The organism is Enterococcus sp. S86.2, assembly GCF_059834485.2.
In genome coordinates this window covers 1,476,498-1,496,865 of the sequence record NZ_CM206813.1, presented here as the reverse complement: position 1 = coordinate 1,496,865, position 20,368 = coordinate 1,476,498, and the positions used below count along the sequence as shown (strand labels likewise).

The window sequence follows — 20,368 nt, the reverse complement described above, 5'->3', positions numbered from 1 at the left end:
TATTATACTAATAAGTACAGCTGTTTTTTCAGCTAATACAAGGAGGAAGTAGCATGAGTGAAATTTATCAATCTGTTTTGGATTTAATTGGTCAGACTCCCATTGTGAAACTGAATCATTTGGTTTCGAGTGATGATGCTGAATTGTATGTAAAATTAGAATTTTTCAATCCAGGTAGTAGCGTGAAAGATCGTATTGCTCAAAGTATGATCGAAAAGGCTGAAGCACAAGGAAATTTAAAACCTGGCGGGACAATTATTGAACCCACTTCTGGAAATACTGGGATTGGTTTAGCGATGGTTGGTGCCGCAAAAGGCTATAATGTCATTTTAGTTATGCCGGATACCATGAGCGTTGAAAGACGCAAATTAATGCAAGCTTATGGTGCAAAATTAATTTTGACACCGGGTTCAGAAGGAATTACGGGTTCTATCAAGCGAGCTGAAAAAGAAGCAAAAGAAAACGGCTACTTTTTACCATTGCAATTTGAAAATCCTGCCAATCCAGAAATTCATGAAAAAACAACCGGTAAAGAAATTGTTGATGCGTTTGGCGTTGGTGGTTTAGATGCATTCGTTGCTGGTATTGGTACTGGTGGTACGATTACTGGAGCAGGACATGAATTGCGCCGCGTTTATCCAGAAATTAAAATTTACGGCGTTGAGCCAGCAGAATCAGCTGTGTTAGAAGGTGGCAAACCAGGACCGCACAAAATTCAAGGGATTGGTACTGGCTTTGTTCCGGATACTTTAGATACAAAAGTATATGATGAAGCAGTGGCTGTTTCAAGTGATGATGCAATTGCAACAGCGCGTAAAATGGGAACAGAAGAAGGGATTTTAGTAGGAATTTCCTCAGGTGCTGCGATTAAAGCTGCTGTTGATGTTGCTAAAAAACTAGGCAAGGGCAAAAAGGTTCTAGCAATCGTACCAGATAATGGGGAACGTTATTTATCGACAGTTCTTTATCAATTTGACGAAGAATGATCTTTTGAAAACTTGGCTTAAAAAAACTCTCGTGCAAATTCGAGGGTTTTTTTATTAGCCAAAATTGGCGGTTTAAGTCTGCCAAATTAGGTTTATATTGAATTATTGCATCATTTAGTTTTCTTTGGTTTGAGATTTTAAACAGACACTTTTCTTTTTAGTCTTCTCATAGTATGATTACACTATAATAATACAAAGAGGAGGGGATTAAATGGAAGAGCGTCTTAGCGTCACCGAAGCAATCGAAAAGTTAAAAAAGGATAATATCCGCGTGACACCGCAACGACAAGCCATTTTAGATTATTTAATTGGTCATAGATCCCATCCAACTGCCGATGAAATTTATCATGCGCTATCCCCAGCGTTTCCTAGCATGAGCGTTGCAACAGTCTACAATAATTTACGCTTATTTACTGAAATTGGGTTTGTTCAAGAAATGAAATATGGTGATGCCTCCAGTCGTTTTGATTTTGCGGCAAAACCACATTATCATGCAATTTGTACGAACTGTGGGAAAGTAGTTGATTTCTTTTATCCATCATTGGAAGATGTCGAAATTGCTGCAAGTCAATTAACTGGTTTTGAAATTAATGATCATCGTTTGGAAGTATACGGCTTATGTCCAGACTGCCAAAAAAAGGAGAACGAAAAATGAAAAATGTAACAACTAATTTGGCACCACAAGCAATAGGACCTTATGTGCAGGGCAAAATTGTAAATGGCTTTTTATTTGCTTCAGGTCAAATCCCACTAGATCCAAATACAGGAGAGATGGTCGGAACAACGATTGAAGAGCAAACAGTTCAAGTGTTTAAAAATATTCAAGGCTTACTAAAAAGTTGTGATTTAACAATGGATGATGTTGTTAAAACGACTTGCTTTTTAAAAGACATCAATGATTTTGCGGCGTTTAATACAATTTACGCAACTTATTTCAATGATTCTTTTCCTGCTCGTTCAGCACTACAAGTGGCAGCTTTACCAAAAGATGCCATGGTCGAAATTGAAATTATTGCAGTTGTGAAATAGTACTTTTAAACGACTTTTATTAATTTAAGTCAGTCCAACAGAATCTGTTTGGATTGGCTTTTTTTTCGCCGTGAGATAAAAAATACGTTATACTGATATAGAGAAATGAGGGATACCATGTTAGCTTTAGAAGATTATTTTGCTGCTGGACAAACAGTTATTTCCAATTTGATATTAGATCACTACCATCAATTAGGGATGAATAGTGATGAATTGATTTTTTGGTTGCAATTATATCGTCATCATGAACAAGGAGACAACTTTCCTGATTTAAATCAAATTGCAACTGAGATGGGATTGGCGCAACAAAAAGTCTTTGAACTTTTAAATCAATTAGTTCTAAAACAAGTCATTAAAATTGAAACAGTAGTAGTGGATAATAAGCAACAAGATCACTATTTATTTACTCCAATCTTTGAGAAAATTGCGCAATTATTAGCACAAAATAAAGAAAATACTATCCAAGAAGGGCAGCAACAAGAAATCGCGCAAATGTTTCAGCATTTTCAACAAGAATTTGGCCGCCCTTTGTCGTCATTTGAATACGAAAGAATTGCACAATGGCTTGAAGAAGATAAATATAGTCCAGAAATTATTATTTTAGCCTTAAAAGAAGCGGTGTTAAACAATGCTCGCAGTTTACAATATATTGAAAGTATCTTGTCAAGTTGGCGAAGCAAAAATATTCAGTCAGGCCAAGATGTGGCAAAAGAGAAACAACACTATCAAAAGCAAAAAACAAAGCCGGCTGACAATGATAACAGAGAACTTTCGCCTTATTCTTTAGAAAATTGGTTGAAAGGAGAATAATGAGATGTTAAATGTTGAGAAAACTCGTTATGCTTTAAAAGTCATGGGAGAGATGTTTCCAAATGCCCATGGTGAACTGATTTACAATACACCTTTTCAACTTTTAATTGCGGTTATCTTAAGTGCTCAAGCGACAGATGTCTCAGTTAATAAAGCAACACCGGCTTTATTTGCTGATTTTGGTACGGCTGATAAATTAGCAGAGGCTTCGTTAGAGGATATTATTGCAAAAATTAAGACGATTGGTTTATATCGTACCAAGGCAAAAAATATAAAGGCCTGCGCTCGTATTATTGCGACAGAGTATGGGGGGACTGTACCCAATGATCGCAAAATTTTAGAATCTTTACCAGGGGTCGGGCGAAAAACAGCAAATGTGGTCTTGGCAGAGGCCTATGGCGTACCTGCTATTGCAGTTGATACGCACGTGGAACGGGTCTCAAAACGCCTGCGAATTTGTAAGTTAAATGCCACCGTTGTTGAAGTTGAAAAAACATTAATGAGAAAGTTGCCCAAAGACGAATGGATTAAAGATCATCATCGCATGATTTTCTTTGGACGCTATCACTGCTTAGCGCGTAATCCTAAATGTGAAATTTGTCCCTTGTTGCCAATTTGTCAAGATGGTAAAGAACGAATGAAAAAGAAACTTTAAAAAACCGCTCAGAAATGATTCGTCATTTCTGAGCGGTTTTTGTTTTTAAATATTTCCTTAGCCACCTGATGAACTCGTAGCAGGTGGTGTTGTGCTACTTTCTGGTGTCTCTGAAGAGGCAGGTGGTGTTGAACTACTTTCAGGAGGTGTTGATGGATCTGGTGTTGGTGTGACACTACTGCTTTCAGGTGGTGCACTAGAAGCAGTAGATTCTTCTGTACTTGAACTTGATTCTGAATTTGTTTCAGCTGTTGTGCTTGAACTTGGCACGGTTTGGCTTTGTGAATAGGAAGGTTGTGTTTCAAGCGATTGTTCATATTTATCTCGCCAATATAATTCACTACCCACACGGATTAAGTCATCTGGGATTTTCCAATCGTTATTTTCGCCGTTTTGTGCAACATATTGCATTAATTCCCGATAAACATCTGAGGCAATCATATTTGATTCCGATGTAATGGGGGTCAAATGTTTTTCATAACCCGTCCAAACAGAAATGGCATACTGGCGATTATAGCCGACAAACGTAACATCTGGTGAAATACCGTCTGTAATACCAATTTTTTCTAAATCTTCATCCGAATAATTGGATGTTCCTGTTTTACCAGCTTGAATTAGCCCATCGATCATTGCATTAGTACCGGTGCCTTGTGTAATCACATCTTTTAAAATATCCGTAATCATATAAGCAGTACCAACAGACATCGCTTTTTTTCCTTCTGGTTTAAATTCATCAGAAGAGCCATCTTGATAAACAATTTTATTAACATATTGTGGTTTATAATAGGTTCCACCGTTGGCAAAGGCTGCATAAGCAGCTGCCATTTTAAGCGAAGAGACACCATATTTTGAGCCGTCTTGGGCTGTATTACTTGAAATCGCATTGGATTGAACTAAATCTTTGTATGAAATTCCAAGACCATTCAAGAATTTTGTAACATTGTCTTTGCCAACTTCGTTAAATAATTTAACAGCAGGGACGTTTCGGGACTCGTAAAGGGCTGTGCGCAAAGAGATATTTCCCATGTATTGTTTGTCCCAGTTGTTAACGCTGATATTTGTACCTTCATATTTGTATGGAGCATCATCAATGCGTTTTGCTGTCGATAAATTTAGGTTTTCAAAAGCAGGACCATAATCGGTGATTGGTTTAACGGTTGACCCAAAGTCACGAGCCGTGCTGACGGCTTGATTGTTACCAAAAACAACATTATCTGGCACGTTACGCGCACCAATTTGGGCTAAAACTTTTCCGGTATTGACGTCTACCATCGTTGTTGCCACTTGCAATTTTTCATCGGGATAATTCACGTATTTATTTGTATTCACGATTTCGTACAAGCGCTTTTGTGCATTTAAATCTAAATTAGTATGAATCTCTAGACCGTCTGTATAGACGTCTTTTCCCGTAGTATTTTTGACTTCCTCAATGACTTCTTTAACATAGTTATCAACGAGCTGTAGATTTTCACTTGATTTTTCTAAATCTTTCAATCCGTCTTTAATCGGTTTTTTTATTGCTGCTTGATATTCATTTTCGGTGATTTTGTTGTTTTCTTTCATTGTATACAGCACAGTATCCCGGCGTTCTTTTGCCGCTTCTGGATGTTGGTAAGGATCATAGGCATTCGGAGCTTGCGGCATGCCAGCTAGTAGTGCTGTTTGAGCTAAGTCGAGATCTTTTAAGTCTTTCCCATAATAAGTGTCTGCGGCAGTTTCCATACCATATAAACCATTTGCCATATAAACTTTATTAATATAGTAAGTTAGAATTTCTTGCTTAGATTTTTTTTGTTCCAATTGTAGTGCCAACCAAGCTTCTTGTGCTTTTCTTTTCAACGTTTGATCTGATTTTTTTGTGGAAAAATAAGAAAGCTTAATCAATTGTTGTGTTAACGTACTACCACCTTGTAATCCACCCTTAGTTACGTTGGATAAGGCAGAGCCGACAATCCGAATAGGGTCAACCCCGATATGTTTATAAAAACGACGGTCTTCGACAGAAACTACAGCATCTTCTAACAATTGGGGAACATCTTGTGCTGAAATCTTTTTGCGGTTTTCAGAACCTAAATCCGCAACGATATCATTATTACTTGCGTATATTACTGAAGAAACAGAGGCATCTAATTTACTATCCTCAATTTTAGGCGCATCTTTAGCATAAAACCAAAAAAGTCCCATTCCTGAAAGTAGGCCGATACAGCCAACGATAAAAAAGCCAATCAAACATTTTAAAATAATTGATCCAACAGAGTTTTTTGATTTCTTTTTCATCTTTTTTGGTTTCTTTTGTGGCGTGTTGCTGCCATTGTGGCGGGACGCCCGTGATGGTGTGTCATTTCCCATTTTTATTTGACTCCTTTAAAACAAATTTTTCTACTGCCTCAAGATACGGAATTCGCGGGGCAATTTTAGGTGTAATTTCGATTCCAATTTTTTCAATCACATCAAGAGGAATCGACTTTTTGCCATTTTTTTGTTGTGTCCACAGTGAAATCAAATTTTTACTGTCTAAAAAAAAGCAACGGTGTAAGGAAGAAAACCAAAGTAAAACAAAACAAATGCCTCCTTGTACTAAACAAGCTTCCATATGCCGTATTTGATGGTCATGGAAGTTTTTAAAAGGAAACGATGCCTTGTTTTTTGTTTCTTTAGCTTCAAAATCAAGGTAAAAACCGCGATAAACTCCATTATAGTCAGTAGTAGAAGCCTCTTTAAAGTAAGCTTCTTTAATAACTGCTGCACTGCGTTTTGGATAATCTACGTTAACGATTTGAATCGGGGTGGGCTTTTTATGCACCACTGCTTGATTATGCGTTAAATAATAAAGATTGCTTTCATTAATTGCTTCTTCAAAGCGCATGCCGCGATTGCTAAAACTAGCTGTTTCTTGAGTTTTAACCTTTGTTTGTTTATGCTTAGCAGGTAGCGCAGCTTGATAAATTTGACCGTTGGGGTACTTTAAAACCATATTCGTCACACTCCTACCGGTGTATTATACCAAAAAGCCAAAAGGAAAGAAAAGGTATCGTTATGGAAACTATAAAAACATTATTATTAACAGGTTACAGGAGTTATGAATTAGGGGTTTTTCAAGATAAGGACCCTAAAATTGCAATTATTAAGAAAGCCATAAAAAATAATTTGTTGCCTTATGTGGACGATGGATTAGAGTGGTTGATTGTTAGTGGCAACCTTGGGGTGGAAATGTGGGCAGCTGAGACGGTTAGCGAATTAAAAGCAACTTATCCCGATTTACATTTAGGTGTTTTATTTCCTTTTGAAGAATTTGGTGAACAGTGGAATGAAGGCAATAAAGAAAAGTTACTTCGTTTAAAAAAAGAAGCGGACTACGTAGAGTCTGTCAGTCATAAACCTTATCAAAGTCCGCAACAATTACAAAATCATACAAATTTTTTATTACAGCACTCAGATGGCGTTCTTGCTGTTTTTGATCCTGAATTTCCAGGAAAGCCGAAATATTTACTAGATAGTGCCACAAAACTAGCGGAAAATAACGAATATCTCATTCATCTCATTACGATGGATGATTTACAAAATACCTTCTATGAATGATTTTTGTTGCTTTCTAGCTTATTTTTGATAGAATGTTTTAAGAGAGTTTCTAAAAATAAATGAGGTGTATGAATTAATGGCGAATTTAAACTATAGTCCAAAAGACATTTTGCAACAAGAATTCAAAACAAAAATGCGTGGTTATGATCCCGTTGAAGTCGATGAATTTTTAGACAACGTCATCAAAGACTATGAAGCATATAACAAAGAAATTTTAGCGTTACAAGAAGAAAACGATCGCTTACAGGCTAAACTAAGCCAACAAGCTGCTAATCCAACACCGGCACCAAGCCGTGTGCAAACAGAAGCGCCAAAAAGTCAAACAGTTACAAACTTTGACATTTTGAAACGTCTTTCCAACTTGGAAAAAGAAGTTTTTGGTAAAAAATTAGATCAAGATACAACAGCAGACCGCTCAGAAGTCACAACACGTGTATCTCAATCTTTAAATGGTAATTATACCAACGATGAAAATAGTGATGATAACGAACGGACACGTCGTTTCTAACATTTTAATGAAGTCTGTGATTTTCGGGTAATCGCGGTCTAGCAATAGGCTGAGGAAAGTCCATGCTCGCACAAGCTGTGATGCTTGTAGTGTTCGTGCCTGGCGAAACCATAAGCCAGGGTGCTATTTTAGTAACGGCAGGAAAAATTCCTAAGGCGCAAGCTACGGATAAGTATCCTTGAAAGTGCCACAGTGACGAAGCGTCAAGGGAAACTTTGACGGTGGAACGCGGTAAACCCCTCGAGCGAGCAACCCAAACAATGGTAGGGGCACTTCTTTGACGGAATCAAACGAATACAAGAAGGTATCTTTATGATGCAGATAGATGATTACCCCGCAATTTTTGACCCTGAAAAAATTGCGGACAGAACATGGCTTATAGAAAATCACAGGATTCAGGGCTTATTTTGAAACTAAATTAAAAGCTGGACAGTAAGTTCAGCTTTTTTTCTTTGCAATCATTTGCATTCGAGTGATAGTCGTGTTTCAATACATTTAAGAACAATTTATGCCTGCGGGTAAAGGAGAATATATGAAAGAACAAACGTTTAATTTAGTGGCAACTTGTGCCAGTGGCTTAGAAGCTTTAGTAGGAAAAGAATTACGAGATTTAGGAATTGAATGCCAAGTGGAAAATGGTCGTGCGCGTTTTAAAGGAAATTTAACCACAATCGCGACTGCAAACTTGTGGCTAAGAACTGCAGACAGAATTAAAATTGTTGTGGGTGAATTTGATGCCTATACTTTTGATGAACTATTTGAAAAAGTCAAGGCATTGTCATGGGAAGATTTACTACCACTGGATGCAGAGTTTCCGGTTAGTGGAAAGTCAATTAAATCAAAACTTTATAGTGTTCCTGATTGCCAAGCAATCACAAAAAAAGCAATTGTCGAGCGTTTGCGCTCCTATTATCATCGCCCTACAACTGTGCCATTAGCAGAAACTGGTGCATTATTTCCTGTAGAAGTCGCACTTTTAAAAGACCATGTTATGGTGACATTAGATACGACTGGTCCAAGTTTATTTAAACGAGGTTATCGTTTAGAAAAAGGTGGCGCGCCCTTAAAAGAAAATTTAGCAGCAGCATTGGTACTATTAACCAATTGGCGTAAAGATCGTCCTTTTGTTGATCCCGTTTGTGGTTCTGGTACAATTTGTATCGAAGCAGCCTTAATTGGTCATAATATTGCGCCGGGCTTTAATCGCGAATTTTTATGTGAAACATGGGATTGGGCTGACGCAGCGATTTTTGAAAAAGTCCGCACAGATGCTGATAATGCGGCAGATTATGATATTGAACTGGATATCAGCGGGTATGATATTAACGGTAAAATGATCGAAATAGCAAAAGCAAATGCCGAAGAAATCGGCTTAGGAGATACGATTACATTTAAGCAGCAAGCGGTAAAAGATTTTACTACAGATAAAGAGTATGGTGTGATTGTAGCAAACCCACCTTATGGCGAACGTTTGGGTGAAACAGAAACTGTCCAAAGACTATACAAAGAAATGGGAACTGTTTTACGTCCATTAAAAACTTGGAGTAAATATATTTTGACAAGTGATCTACAATTTGAATCATTTTATGGTGCCAAAGCAACAAAAAAACGCAAACTATATAACGGAGCTTTACGAACAGACTTATTTCAATACTGGGGAACACGCCCACCAAGAACAAAGGAGAAAGCAGAATGAAAGAAAAAGAATTTCTAGATGAATTAGCCGAAATCACACTATTAAATCAAACTCTAGCTTTACTAGACTGGGATAGTCAAACTGGTATGCCTGAGACTGCTGCGATCGAGCGAGGAGCAGCTAGTGGTTATCTAAGCGGATTAGCTTTTGAAAAGCAAACTGGTCCTAAAATTAAAGCGGCACTTGATTATTTTAATGACCATCAAGCTGAACTTTCCGAAGTTGGCAAAACTGTCTTTCAAGTAGCAAAAAAAGATTATGACGAAATTCATGCAATTCCCAAAGAGTTAATGGTCGAACGCAGTCGCTTATATAGTCAAGCCCATACTGCTTGGGTTAAAGCTAGGAAATCACAAAATTTTGCTGATTTCAAACCAGCACTAGAAGAAAATATCCGCATAACAAAAGAGTTGATTCCTTATTATAAAAAAGATGAAGCAACAGATTATGATGTTTTATTAAATCTATTTGAACCAGGCATGACTACTGCGGTCTTGGATGAGGTTTTTACTGAACTAAGAGATGGATTGGTAAAAATTAGACAACTGATTGCACAAGAAGGCATAGAACCTGATACAAGCTTTAAAGACAGAATTATGACTAAAGAACAACAAAAAGTTTTTGTCGAAAACTTAGTGTCACAACTAGGCTTTGATTTTAATCGCGGACGCCTTGATGATACGGTCCATCCTTTTGCCACACGACTTGCTCGTAATGATGTCCGCATTACAACCCGTTGGAACGAGCAGGACTTTTCAATGGGAATTTTTGGTGTAATACACGAAGCTGGACATGGTATTTATGAACAGAATATGGCTGAAAAATACAATATGACACCAGTTTATGATGCACCATCGATGGGAATTCATGAATCTCAGTCATTGTTTTATGAAATTATTTTAGGTAGTAAGCGTAGTTTTTGGCAAAAGCAATATCCGATATTTCAAGCTGCGGCTGAAGGTACTTTCGACGATATTGATTTTGAAACATTCTATCGTTCATTAAAAGCTACCGCAGCAAGTCTGATTCGCATTGAAGCTGATAGTTTAACCTATCCGTTACACATTATTATTCGTTATGAATTAGAAAAAGCGCTATTTAATGGTGACTTAACGGCAGCTGAGTTGCCAAAAGCTTGGAATGATAAATATGAAGAATATCTCGGAATTCGACCAGACAATGATTTAGTTGGTGTTTTACAAGATGTCCATTGGTCTGGCGGGATGTTTGGTTATTTTCCATCTTATGCTTTGGGGTATATGTATGCGGCACAGTTACTACACGCAATGGAAAAAGAACTAGCGGTGGATGACTTATTAACCCGTGGCGATTACGCTCCGATTAAAGCTTGGTTGACAGAACATATTCACCAATTTGGAAGAAGTAAAACACCTAGTGAATTAATCAAAGCAGCAACAAAAGAAACCTTAAATCCTCAGTATCTGCTGGATTATTTGTCAGAGCTTTATCAAACTGTTTATCAAATCAAAGCATAACTATTGCTTTTTACTAAATGTATGGAAAGTATAAATAATGCCAAGCGAGTTCGCTTGGCATTATTTGGGGAAGTGGCTAGAATTGTCTGCATCAATTACCAGTTAGTGATTGAGGGGGAGATCTTCTAAAACTGTCTTGCAACAAGTGACCACTCTATTATTATTGTAAACGCTTTTTGAAGATTGTGAAAATTCGAATTTGCATATTAACTTGTATATTAAGGAGAAAAAAATGGATAAGATACCAGAAATCATCGCATATGCTAAAGAAAAGTTGCAAGAAGATTTGACTGGCCATGGTTTTGATCATGCCAGCCGCGTGGCGACATTGGCTACTCAGATTGCAAAAAAAGAAGCTGCGCAATTAGACGAAGAGGTTTTAATTGCTGCGGCTTATTTACATGATACAATCGACGATAAAGTTGTTCCGGATGTAGCAATTGCTCTCACAAAATTACAAAATTTTTTGAAGGAAATTAATTTTAGCGCACAACAGCAGGCAGAAATTATTTTTATTATCACAAATATGTCTTTTTCAAAAGAATTGGAAGCAAAAGCAAATTTATCTATTGCTGGACAAATTGTTCAAGATGCTGACCGGCTCGAGGCACTTGGGGCAATGGGGATCTTAAGAACGGCTTATTTTGGTGGTAGCCACCAGCATCCGCTACACGATCCAATGATAAAACCCATCAATTTCACCGATAAAAAAGAATACCGAAAAGGCACTACCGTCATCAATCATTTCTATGAAAAACTGTTGTTACTACCAGATAAAATGAATACCAAAACAGCCTATACAGAAGCTGTGCGGCGGCAAAAATTCATGGAAGCTTTTTTGTCAGAATTTTATCAAGAATGGGAGCCGGAAAACGCGGAGTTCTTTTAATCTGATTTTTTGAACAGAAGGCTTAATAGACAATAAACATGATTACATGAAAAGCTGACATAAAGATACCACTAAAGAAAAATAAAGTCTTAAGCGCAATATTTGCACGATTGTGCCTTTTGTCACAACACTTATTATTTTATTTTAGTTAGAATATCTCCTATAATCAAGTTAAGGGGGGATGGAGATGTTCTACCAACAAGCTATGGAACCAGCTGAGCTTTTAAATACATTAACTGCCAACAATGAATGCTTTTTTGTTATCGAAGCACATTTGACTAATAAGCTATATCATGTAGCAGTCTATAAGTATGATAAAGAATACTTTTTACTCTTAGACCCTCGTTTATTTCAACAAATTTTGAAAACTAAAGCTGCGTCACACGGAGATGAAGATGAGGTATTGCCATACATCGAAGAGGCTTTAGAAGATAATCTCTATCAGTTAGTAGCTGAAGATTATGTAAAATTAGATCTTTATACACTGACTGCTTTGGCAAAAAAAAAATACCGTCAGTATTCGCTTTTACGAATTTTATTAGGAGTGATTGAAAATGAAAAAAACGGAGTATTTAACTTTTAAAGATAAAGGTTTTATTACCCTTTTACAAAATTTGGGTGACGATTATTCTGCAGTGGAATTAATTGATGAACAAAATGATGTCGATGTGGTGGTTTTATCCCAAGCAGATTATGATTATCTGGTCAGTCAATTAGACGAAGAAGAGCGTAGCCAATATGTTGAAGACAACGATGAATCAGAGTTTTTAGAAGATTAATTAAAAAAAAGAAAAACCCAAACGTACCAAGACAGGTTATTGTGTTTCAGATAATCTGCACTACGCGTTTGGGCGTTTTTGTTTTGTGTTTTTATCAGAATGCTTTATGATTTAAGTTGTGGTTTAATGCGCTTGTAAGCACGAAAAATATTAATGCCAACTAAAATAATCCCGATAATTAAAGGGATATATAATAACCAAAATGGATAGCTTAAAGCTAAGTTTTTACTTGCTTTTACTAAATCATCTTGTTCTTTTATGGCGTATTGCAACACTTGGTAGCTAAAAGCCACCATAAAGCCCGCTATAATAAACAATACAAACCCCAGATAGGGAATTTTACTTTTTTTACGCAGTAGCAAGATTAGACCATATAAAACAATTAGTGCAATAGGAACACCCAATGCAAAATACTCGTTTAACATAATTGCACCTCCTGTAATTATCATACGCCAAAGTATTTTTTTTGGGAAATATTTTAAGACTTAGCTTAAGCAAAGAAAGGATCTTTTATGTCTGCTTATATTGAACCACTTAAAACAGCTCTTTTGATTTTCCCGTTTTTAGCCTTATTTATCTCATCTTTTTTCTTTATTTATGAGTATCGTAAATTTGGTCGCTTTATTTTTAGTCGTGCCCTTATTATGTATTCTTTTGTCTTTTATTTGTTATGTGCCTATTTTTTAGTCATTTTGCCATTACCACCAATTTCGGAGGTGGCGCATTACACGGGACCTCACTATGAATTGCATTTAGGTGCTTCATTGCATAACTTTTTAACCCAAACCGTTTTGAGACTAAATGATCCAAGTACGTATTTGCCCGCCATGAAACAAGGCGTTTTTTTAGAACCTGTATTTAACGTATTTTTACTGTTGCCATTTGGCGTTTATCTACGCTATTTCTTCGGTTTTTCTTTGAAGAAAACGATATTGGCCAGCTTTTTATTGTCATTATTCTTTGAAGTTACACAATTAACCGGGCTGTATTTTATTTATCCCAGAAATTATCGTTTGGCTGATGTGAACGACCTTTTACACAACACCATTGGTGGTACGCTTGGTTATTTGGTTGAACCTTTATTTACTTTATTATTGCCATCACGAGAAGAGTTAGCCGAAACAGCCTATGAAAAAGGGCGAGATGTGACTCTTTTCCGACGCTTTGCCGCCTTTTTCTTAGATTGGTTTTTCATTTATTTCTTTACCTTTGTACTTACTGTTGCTTTACGCTTTTTTACACAAGATTATGCAATTGATTTTAGTGATACCCCAGCATGGTATTTTGTCACCATTTTACTTTATTTTATCCTTTTAAACTATGGGCTAAATGGTCAAACACTGGGGAAAAAAATTGTTAGAATTCGCGTGGTTGAAAACGAGCATCGCCATATCACCTTAAAAGCGTTAGTAAAGCGTTATGGATTGTTGTATTTAATTTATGGCGGTATTGGACAACTCGGTACTTTATTTGCGCCTTTGGTGAAAAGCAACAACCACTTTTTAGTCGGAATTGCTTCTATGGTTACAATCGGCGCAGCTGTCATTCAAGGATTGTTTGTTATTAACGTTATCTGGTCAGTGATTCGTAAGAAAAGACAATTGTTTTATGAAAAAAGAAGTGGGACTTATGTAATAAGTACAATTTTGCCAAAAGAAATCTGACGCAGTGTGCCATTTATGCTATAATCCCTAAGAACATTATGAAAAGAAGGTGGAAATATGCAATTTACGGATTTTCAATTTAAGCCCTTTATATACGAAGCTCTTAAAGAAAAGAAGTTTGAAAAACCAACGGAAGTGCAAGAACGCTTGATTCCTGTCATTAAACAAAAAAGAAGCGTTGTCGGGCAATCGCAAACAGGTACGGGAAAGACCCATACTTTTTTACTGCCATTGCTTGATGCAGTTGATCCAACTAATGAAAGTGCTCAAGTTGTCATTACAGCACCAAGTCGAGAATTGGCCAATCAGATTTATGCGGCTGCCAAACAAATCGCAGCTTTTTCTGATCCTGTAATTCGTGTGAGCAATTTTGTGGGCGGAACAGATAAACAACGGCAAATTGACAAATTAAAACATCAACAACCTCATGTAGTCATCGGAACACCAGGCCGCTTGTTGGATATGATTAATGAACAAGCCTTATTTATCCATAAAGCTTTTGCTTTTGTAGTCGATGAAGCAGATATGACATTAGACATGGGTTTTTTGCAGGAAGTTGATCAAATCGCGAGCCGATTACCAGAAAAAGTTCAAATATTAGTTTTTTCAGCAACCATTCCCGAAAAATTACGTCCATTTTTAAAAAAATACTTGGAAAATCCAGTAATTGAAGAGATTCAACCCAAAGCAGTCATAGCTGATTCGATTGATAATTGGCTAATCGCTACCAAGGGCAAAGATAAAAATCGGTTAATTTATCAGTTACTGACGATTGGGCATCCTTATATGGCCTTAGTATTTGCCAATACCAAACAACGCGTAGATGAAATTAGTGATTATCTCAAAGAACAAGGCTTAAAAGTTGCCAAAGTCCATGGTGATATCACACCCCGCGAACGCAAACGCATCATGCGTAGCATCCAAAATATGGATTTTCAATACGTTGTTGCAACAGACTTAGCAGCTCGAGGAATTGATATCGAGGGCGTTTCCCATGTTATTAATGCAGAGATTCCTAATGATTTAGAGTTCTTTATTCACCGTGTTGGACGAACTGGCCGTAATAATTTGGCTGGTACGGCGATTACTTTATACGGTCCGCAAGATGAGGAAAAAGTAGCCGCAATTGAAAAAATCGGTGTGACCTTTAAACCAAAAGAAATCAAAAATGGCGAAATTGTCACAGGTTATGATCGCAACCGTCGGAAAAAACGGGAACAGACCAAAAAAGATGAGTTAGATCCGACGCTGATTGGTTTGGTTAAAAAGAAAAAGAAAAAAATCAAACCAGGTTATAAGAAAAAAATTCAATGGGCAGTCGACAAAGATAAAAAACAAAAACGTAAAGTCGAAAAACGCCAGCAACTGCGTACAGCACGAAAACACAAGAAAAAATCAAGTCAATAGTTAAAAAAGTCATGATGCTTTAGCATCATGACTTTTTGTTGTTTTCCATTAGCAAAAAGAGAGTGAAAAAAATTTTACACTACTGCCAGAAATGTTGTTTTCATTGCCAGCTAATATAAGGCCAGCTTATCAAATCAGTCAAACCGTCAAAATGTATTTTCTTTTATTCTTTGGGATAAGCTTACAGTTTTTTTGCCATTTTCTGACACAAAATACCATCTTCTAAGAAAACATCACTGATAATTTGATAATTTAACTTTTGATAGAAATAAATAGCTGTAACTTCGGCAGTCAGTTGCGAAAAGATATAGCCATCTTTTTTAGCTTGCTTTTCATAGGCTGTTAATAATTTGCGACCTAAGCCACGGTTGCGATAAGCTTTTAAAACACAAAAACGATCCGGTTGAATCGTCTTTTGATCCCAGGCCTGATAGCGAACGCTAGCCACGGGGATTTCGTCTTTAAAAAGAACAAAGTACTTTCTTTTTTTGTCATCCAAAGAGTCAAATTCCCATTCTGGCTTGATTTTTTGTTCTAAAACAAAAACGTGATAGCGAACATAAAAGGCTGCTGCTTGTAAACTGCTTTGGCAGCCAAAAGAAATTTTATCCATAATGTACTCCAATCATGATATACTAAATTTTAGCAGGTTAAAAAAAGAATAACATGAAAAGTCATTGTTTAAAGGGGAATTTCGATGAATTTATTTGAAATGTTACGTTGGAATAATTGGAAGAATTTGACAGATGAAGCGAAGATTCAAGCGTTCCAGCAAGTCTTAATGTATTTTGTCAGTCCATTAAAAGAAATCACCAATCTTGAATTATTGACTTATCAATTAGATGGCGTAAAATGCCGCACGTTTGAATTGGAAATCGATGGCGAAGCTTTTGTTTTTGTGCCCGGACAAAAAGAAGCAATTTTAGGCTGGGATTTGGGTGTAAAAGGACTAGCAACTAACGCTTGGTCAATTACGAACACACATCCCTTAACAAAAAACGATAAACAAATTGTTGCAGAATATCACTTGGGAGATTTGGATAGTTGGGATTTATACGTCAATTTGCATACCTCTCCCTTACGAAAAAAAGATATTCCCCCCATGTTGATACAAAAGCATGCACTACCGGCAGGAACGCGCTATTTAGGCATGTTAGATACTATTACGGGGGAATTTACGGGAAATGTGGCAAAATTTAGTCCTTTTGAAGCGGAGGTTAAAGCACAGCTTACGCCGCCGCAAACTTTTGAAGAAAGCTTAAATTACTCATTGCCATACCATATTTTATCACCAAATGCTTTTTACTTAGAAATTGCAGATGGTACTGATAGTTATTATGTCTTTGAGCATTTTGAATGCAACCAAACAAGTTTAATTCATACGATTCAAAATGAAGGCTTTGATTTATTAAGTGAAGATCAGTGGGAATTTATGGTAGGCGCAGGAACACGTAAACTATTTCGCTGGGGAAATGCTGCTGATGTTGACGAAAGTTACTGGGGCAGACAAGTGAAAAGCTTAAAACAAGGTCCCAATATGTTTGGTGTAGTTATTAACGGTGGAGCCAATCGCTATGAACTAACTTGTGATGCTGTCTTGAAAATGGAACATAGTCAAAAAAGCGGGATTCCTTTATTAGAATTGCTACCAGAAGCAACTTATTACCGTGCCAATAGACGTCTAAAAGCAGATGAAAAATTAACACCACAAGATTTTTTATATCGTAAAGTAATCTCAATTGAATTAGATTAAATCGTTGACAAGTATAGGTTTGTCTTCTATACTTTGTAAGGAAAAAGGATATAACCGAACAGTTTCTTTGTTACAGAAAGCTTTTGTTTGCTGAGAAAAAAGCACAAACCTGTTTGCAGTTGCTCCCTTTTTTTAATTCAGTAGCAATACTGACGCAACTCCGCGTTATAGAGCTTAAGAGGTAATGAATGACATCATTGCAAACAAGGTGGTACCGCGGTTTTCGTCCTTGTCTTGCAGTGGTGTCTTATTTTTTTTGAAAGTAGGAGAAATGATGAAAGAATTATCCAGCGGCCAAGTCCGCCAAATGTTCTTGGACTTTTTCAAGTCAAAAGGACACAGTGTTGAACCAAGTGCATCTTTAGTACCAGTGAATGATCCCACCCTTTTGTGGATCAATTCTGGAGTTGCCACTTTAAAAAAATATTTTGATGGCTCTGTGGTTCCAGAAAATCCCCGGATTACAAATGCACAAAAATCAATTCGAACCAACGACATTGAAAATGTAGGGAAAACAGCTCGCCACCATACAATGTTTGAAATGTTAGGAAATTTTTCAATTGGTGACTATTTTAAAACAGAAGCTATTCATTGGGCTTGGGAATTTTTAACTGATGAAAAATGGATGGCTTTTGATCCAGAAAAATTATATGTTACGGTTTATCCAAAAGACACAGAAGCCAAGCGTATTTGGCATGAAGAAGTCGGATTACCTCTTGATCATATTGTGGAAATTGAAGACAATTTTTGGGATATTGGTGCGGGTCCCAGCGGTCCAGATACTGAAATTTTTTACGATCGTGGCGAGGAATTCAACGATTTAGCAGCAGACGATCCTGAAAACTATCCTGGCGGGGAAAATGAACGTTACTTGGAAATTTGGAATTTAGTATTTTCTGAGTTTAATCACAAACCAGACGATACTTACGAACCATTACCGCATAAAAACATTGATACGGGGATGGGGCTAGAACGAATGGTTTCCATCGTTCAAAATGCACCAACCAACTTTGAAACAGATTTATTTATGCCAATTATTAAAGAAGTAGAAGTTTTAAGTGGCAAATTCCAATATGGCGATGCACCACAAACTGATATTTCCTTTAAAGTAATTGCTGACCATATTCGGGCTTTGGCGTTTGCCATTGGCGACGGGGCGTTACCTTCTAATGAAGGTCGTGGTTATGTATTGCGGCGTTTATTACGTCGGGCTGTTATGCACGGCAAAAAACTAGGAATCGATGAAGCCTTTTTGTATAAATTAGTTGTCGTTGTCGGTAAGATTATGGACAGTTATTATCCAGAAATTCTACAACAACAAGAATTTATTGAAAAAGTAATCCGAACAGAAGAAGAGCGTTTCCATGAAACAATCAACGAAGGCTTGGAAATTTTGACCCAAGTGATTGAAAAAGTTAAAGCTGAGAAAAAAGATACCTTAAGCGGACAAGATATCTTCAAATTGTATGATACGTATGGTTTTCCAGTTGAATTAACTGAAGAAGTCGCAGAAGATGAAGGCTTAAAAGTTGATCACGCTGGGTTTGAAGCAGAAATGCAAGCCCAAAGAGAACGGGCCCGTGCAGCTCGCAGTACGGACGTGTCAATGGGAGTTCAATCTGCTTTACTAACTGAAATTAAAGTAGAAAGTAAGTTTGTGGGTTATGATAACTATGAAGCTGAAAGTGAATTGCTCGTTTTAATTCAAGACGAAGCGATTGTTAGTGCTGCAAATAGTGGTGAAGCACAATTAATTTTTGCCAAAACACCGTTTTACGCAGAAATGGGAGGACAAGTTGCCGATACTGGTATCATTTGTGATGTAACAGGAAATATCGTCGCTGAAGTTCACGATGTGAAAAAAGCGCCAAATGGTCAATTTTTACACACGGTAACGCTGCAAGCACCCGTATCAGAAGGCACGACTTACTTCTTACAAATTAATGTTGCTCGTCGTAATCGTATTATTAAAAACCATACAGCGACGCATTTATTACACAAAGCATTAAAAGAAGTATTGGGCAATCATGCAAATCAAGCTGGCTCACTAGTGGCCCCAGGACACTTGCGTTTTGACTTTACGCACTTTGGTCAAGTGACAACAGAAGAATTAAGCCAAATGGAAGCAATCGTCAACCAAAAAATTTGGGATGCACTACCCGTTGTTACAATTGAAACAGATATTGATACAGCCAAAGGTATGGGAGCAATGGCGTTATTTGGTGAAAAATACGGTCACGATGTCCGCGTTGTAAATGTTGCCGACTGGTCCATTGAGCTTTGTGGGGGCACGCATGTGGCCAATACAGAAGATATTGGTATTTTCAAAATTGTTTCTGAGTCAGGAATTGGTGCCGGTGTCCGCCGAATTGAAGCTGTAACCAGCAAAGAAGCCTATGAATTACTTGATAGTGAAGAAACACAACTAAAAGAAATCGCCACAATTGTGAAATCACCACAATTAAAAGAAGTTGTTGCCAAAACTGTACAACTACAACAACAACTAAAAGATTTACAAAAAGAAAATGAACAATTGGCAAGTAAATTAGCCAATCAACAAGCTGGCGATATTTTCAAAAACGTTGAAACTATAAATGGTATTAGTTTTATCGCTGCTGAAGTGAAGGTTAAAGATATGAACCAATTGCGTCAATTAGCTGACCAATGGAAGCAAAAAGCTACTTCTGATGTGTTAGTGTTGGCCAATGCTAGCGGTGAAAAAGTAAACTTGTTAGCGGCAATGAGTAATGAAGCAATCGCACGAGGCTTAAAAGCTGGAGATTTAATTAAAGTGATTGCACCACTCGTTGGCGGTGGTGGCGGTGGACGTCCTGACATGGCTCAAGCCGGAGGTAAAAATCCTGCTGGCATTAGCGCTGCCCTAGCAAAAGTAGCCGATTTCTTACAACAAGCATAATAAAAATTAAAAATACACGAATAGCTAGATTGTAATCGTGATAAAAGATGATGACCCGAACAATAAATGTATCACTCTTTAATTTTAGAGAGTTGCGCCTTTTAAAGGCCAAGTACATATTGCGTTCGGGTTATTATTTATGTCGTTTTTAAGCCGATAATTATTTATCAAGAATGGCCTTAAATTTGTTTGAAATTGAT

Annotated in this window: 20 protein-coding genes and 1 other RNA gene; 17 read left to right on the top strand and 4 right to left on the bottom strand. The window is 37.1% G+C overall.

The window, feature by feature from the left end; translation table 11 throughout:
• Positions 1–53: 53 nt before the first annotated feature.
• From cysK to nth, 5 genes are all read left to right on the top strand, one after another.
• Positions 54–986: a cysteine synthase A gene (gene cysK, locus AC6R0T_RS07045; protein ID WP_303753995.1), complete on the top strand. Its 933-nt coding sequence runs from the start codon at positions 54–56 to the stop codon at positions 984–986.
• A 211-nt stretch (positions 987–1,197) separates the two neighbouring features.
• The gene (locus AC6R0T_RS07040) at positions 1,198–1,641 is read left to right on the top strand and encodes a Fur family transcriptional regulator (protein WP_206902780.1); all 444 of its coding nucleotides are present in this window, start codon (positions 1,198–1,200) and stop codon (positions 1,639–1,641) included.
• Entirely contained in the window at positions 1,638–2,015 is a 378-nt protein-coding gene (locus AC6R0T_RS07035) for a RidA family protein (protein ID WP_230710830.1), read from the top strand. The genes AC6R0T_RS07040 and AC6R0T_RS07035 overlap by 4 nt, the downstream gene beginning before the upstream one ends.
• 117 nt (positions 2,016–2,132) lie before the next feature.
• Positions 2,133–2,825, top strand: a complete 693-nt coding sequence (locus tag AC6R0T_RS07030) for a DnaD domain-containing protein (RefSeq protein ID WP_206902782.1) — start codon at positions 2,133–2,135, stop codon at positions 2,823–2,825.
• 4 nt (positions 2,826–2,829) lie between these two features.
• Complete coding sequence (nth, locus tag AC6R0T_RS07025; RefSeq protein ID WP_206902783.1) at positions 2,830–3,480, top strand: endonuclease III; 651 nt, start codon at positions 2,830–2,832, stop codon at positions 3,478–3,480.
• A 57-nt stretch (positions 3,481–3,537) separates the two neighbouring features.
• Here the strand turns inward: nth and AC6R0T_RS07020 are convergent, their stop codons facing one another.
• Positions 3,538–5,829: a PBP1A family penicillin-binding protein gene (locus tag AC6R0T_RS07020; RefSeq protein ID WP_230710837.1), complete on the bottom strand. Its 2,292-nt coding sequence runs from the start codon at positions 5,827–5,829 to the stop codon at positions 3,538–3,540.
• The gene (gene recU / locus AC6R0T_RS07015) at positions 5,819–6,454 is read right to left on the bottom strand and encodes a Holliday junction resolvase RecU (RefSeq protein WP_303753996.1); all 636 of its coding nucleotides are present in this window, start codon (positions 6,452–6,454) and stop codon (positions 5,819–5,821) included. The genes AC6R0T_RS07020 and recU overlap by 11 nt, the downstream gene beginning before the upstream one ends.
• Positions 6,455–6,516: 62 nt before the next feature.
• Between recU and AC6R0T_RS07010 the strand changes: the two genes are divergently transcribed.
• The 8 genes from AC6R0T_RS07010 (at position 6,517) to AC6R0T_RS06975 (ending at position 12,427) form a co-directional block, all read left to right on the top strand.
• Positions 6,517–7,059, top strand: a complete 543-nt coding sequence (locus tag AC6R0T_RS07010; protein ID WP_303753997.1) for an SLOG family protein — start codon at positions 6,517–6,519, stop codon at positions 7,057–7,059.
• Between the two features lie 76 nt (positions 7,060–7,135).
• Positions 7,136–7,567 (top strand): cell division regulator GpsB, encoded by a 432-nt coding sequence (gene gpsB, locus AC6R0T_RS07005; RefSeq protein WP_206902787.1) that lies wholly within the window; start codon positions 7,136–7,138, stop codon positions 7,565–7,567.
• A gap of 19 nt (positions 7,568–7,586) precedes the next feature.
• Positions 7,587–7,951: RNase P RNA component class B (rnpB, locus tag AC6R0T_RS07000), an RNA gene on the top strand.
• Positions 7,952–8,099: 148 nt separating this feature from the next.
• Positions 8,100–9,263 (top strand): THUMP domain-containing class I SAM-dependent RNA methyltransferase, encoded by a 1,164-nt coding sequence (locus AC6R0T_RS06995; protein WP_230710839.1) that lies wholly within the window; start codon positions 8,100–8,102, stop codon positions 9,261–9,263.
• On the top strand, positions 9,260–10,759 hold the full coding sequence (locus AC6R0T_RS06990) for a carboxypeptidase M32 (protein ID WP_303753998.1): 1,500 nt from the start codon (positions 9,260–9,262) through the stop codon (positions 10,757–10,759). Before AC6R0T_RS06995 ends, AC6R0T_RS06990 begins: the two co-directional genes overlap by 4 nt.
• Positions 10,760–10,991: 232 nt before the next feature.
• Positions 10,992–11,648, top strand: coding sequence for an HD domain-containing protein (locus AC6R0T_RS06985; RefSeq protein ID WP_282462533.1), 657 nt, complete (start codon positions 10,992–10,994; stop codon positions 11,646–11,648).
• 187 nt (positions 11,649–11,835) lie between these two features.
• A complete protein-coding gene (locus AC6R0T_RS06980; protein WP_303753999.1) occupies positions 11,836–12,231 on the top strand; it encodes a hypothetical protein in 396 nt (131 codons plus the stop codon).
• Positions 12,203–12,427, top strand: coding sequence for a hypothetical protein (locus tag AC6R0T_RS06975; RefSeq protein WP_206902791.1), 225 nt, complete (start codon positions 12,203–12,205; stop codon positions 12,425–12,427). The genes AC6R0T_RS06980 and AC6R0T_RS06975 overlap by 29 nt, the downstream gene beginning before the upstream one ends.
• 104 nt (positions 12,428–12,531) lie before the next feature.
• Here the strand turns inward: AC6R0T_RS06975 and AC6R0T_RS06970 are convergent, their stop codons facing one another.
• Entirely contained in the window at positions 12,532–12,852 is a 321-nt protein-coding gene (locus AC6R0T_RS06970) for a hypothetical protein (protein ID WP_282462534.1), read from the bottom strand.
• An 87-nt stretch (positions 12,853–12,939) separates the two neighbouring features.
• On the opposite strand from AC6R0T_RS06970, the gene AC6R0T_RS06965 reads away from it, so the two are divergent.
• Positions 12,940–14,091 carry a VanZ family protein gene (locus AC6R0T_RS06965; protein ID WP_230710847.1) on the top strand — a complete coding sequence of 384 codons (1,152 nt, stop codon included), beginning with the start codon at positions 12,940–12,942 and terminating at the stop codon, positions 14,089–14,091.
• A gap of 57 nt (positions 14,092–14,148) precedes the next feature.
• Positions 14,149–15,498 (top strand): DEAD/DEAH box helicase, encoded by a 1,350-nt coding sequence (locus AC6R0T_RS06960; RefSeq protein ID WP_206902794.1) that lies wholly within the window; start codon positions 14,149–14,151, stop codon positions 15,496–15,498.
• A gap of 181 nt (positions 15,499–15,679) precedes the next feature.
• On the opposite strand, the gene AC6R0T_RS06955 is transcribed toward AC6R0T_RS06960, so the two are convergent.
• Positions 15,680–16,111, bottom strand: a complete 432-nt coding sequence (locus AC6R0T_RS06955) for a GNAT family N-acetyltransferase (protein WP_230710849.1) — start codon at positions 16,109–16,111, stop codon at positions 15,680–15,682.
• An 84-nt stretch (positions 16,112–16,195) separates the two neighbouring features.
• Here AC6R0T_RS06955 and AC6R0T_RS06950 point away from each other — a divergent pair, with 84 nt between their 5' ends.
• Positions 16,196–17,251 (top strand): DUF7278 family profilin-like fold-containing protein, encoded by a 1,056-nt coding sequence (locus tag AC6R0T_RS06950; protein ID WP_303754000.1) that lies wholly within the window; start codon positions 16,196–16,198, stop codon positions 17,249–17,251.
• A 274-nt stretch (positions 17,252–17,525) separates the two neighbouring features.
• Entirely contained in the window at positions 17,526–20,168 is a 2,643-nt protein-coding gene (gene alaS, locus AC6R0T_RS06945) for an alanine--tRNA ligase (protein ID WP_303754046.1), read from the top strand.
• The last annotated feature ends 200 nt before the right edge of the window (positions 20,169–20,368 follow it).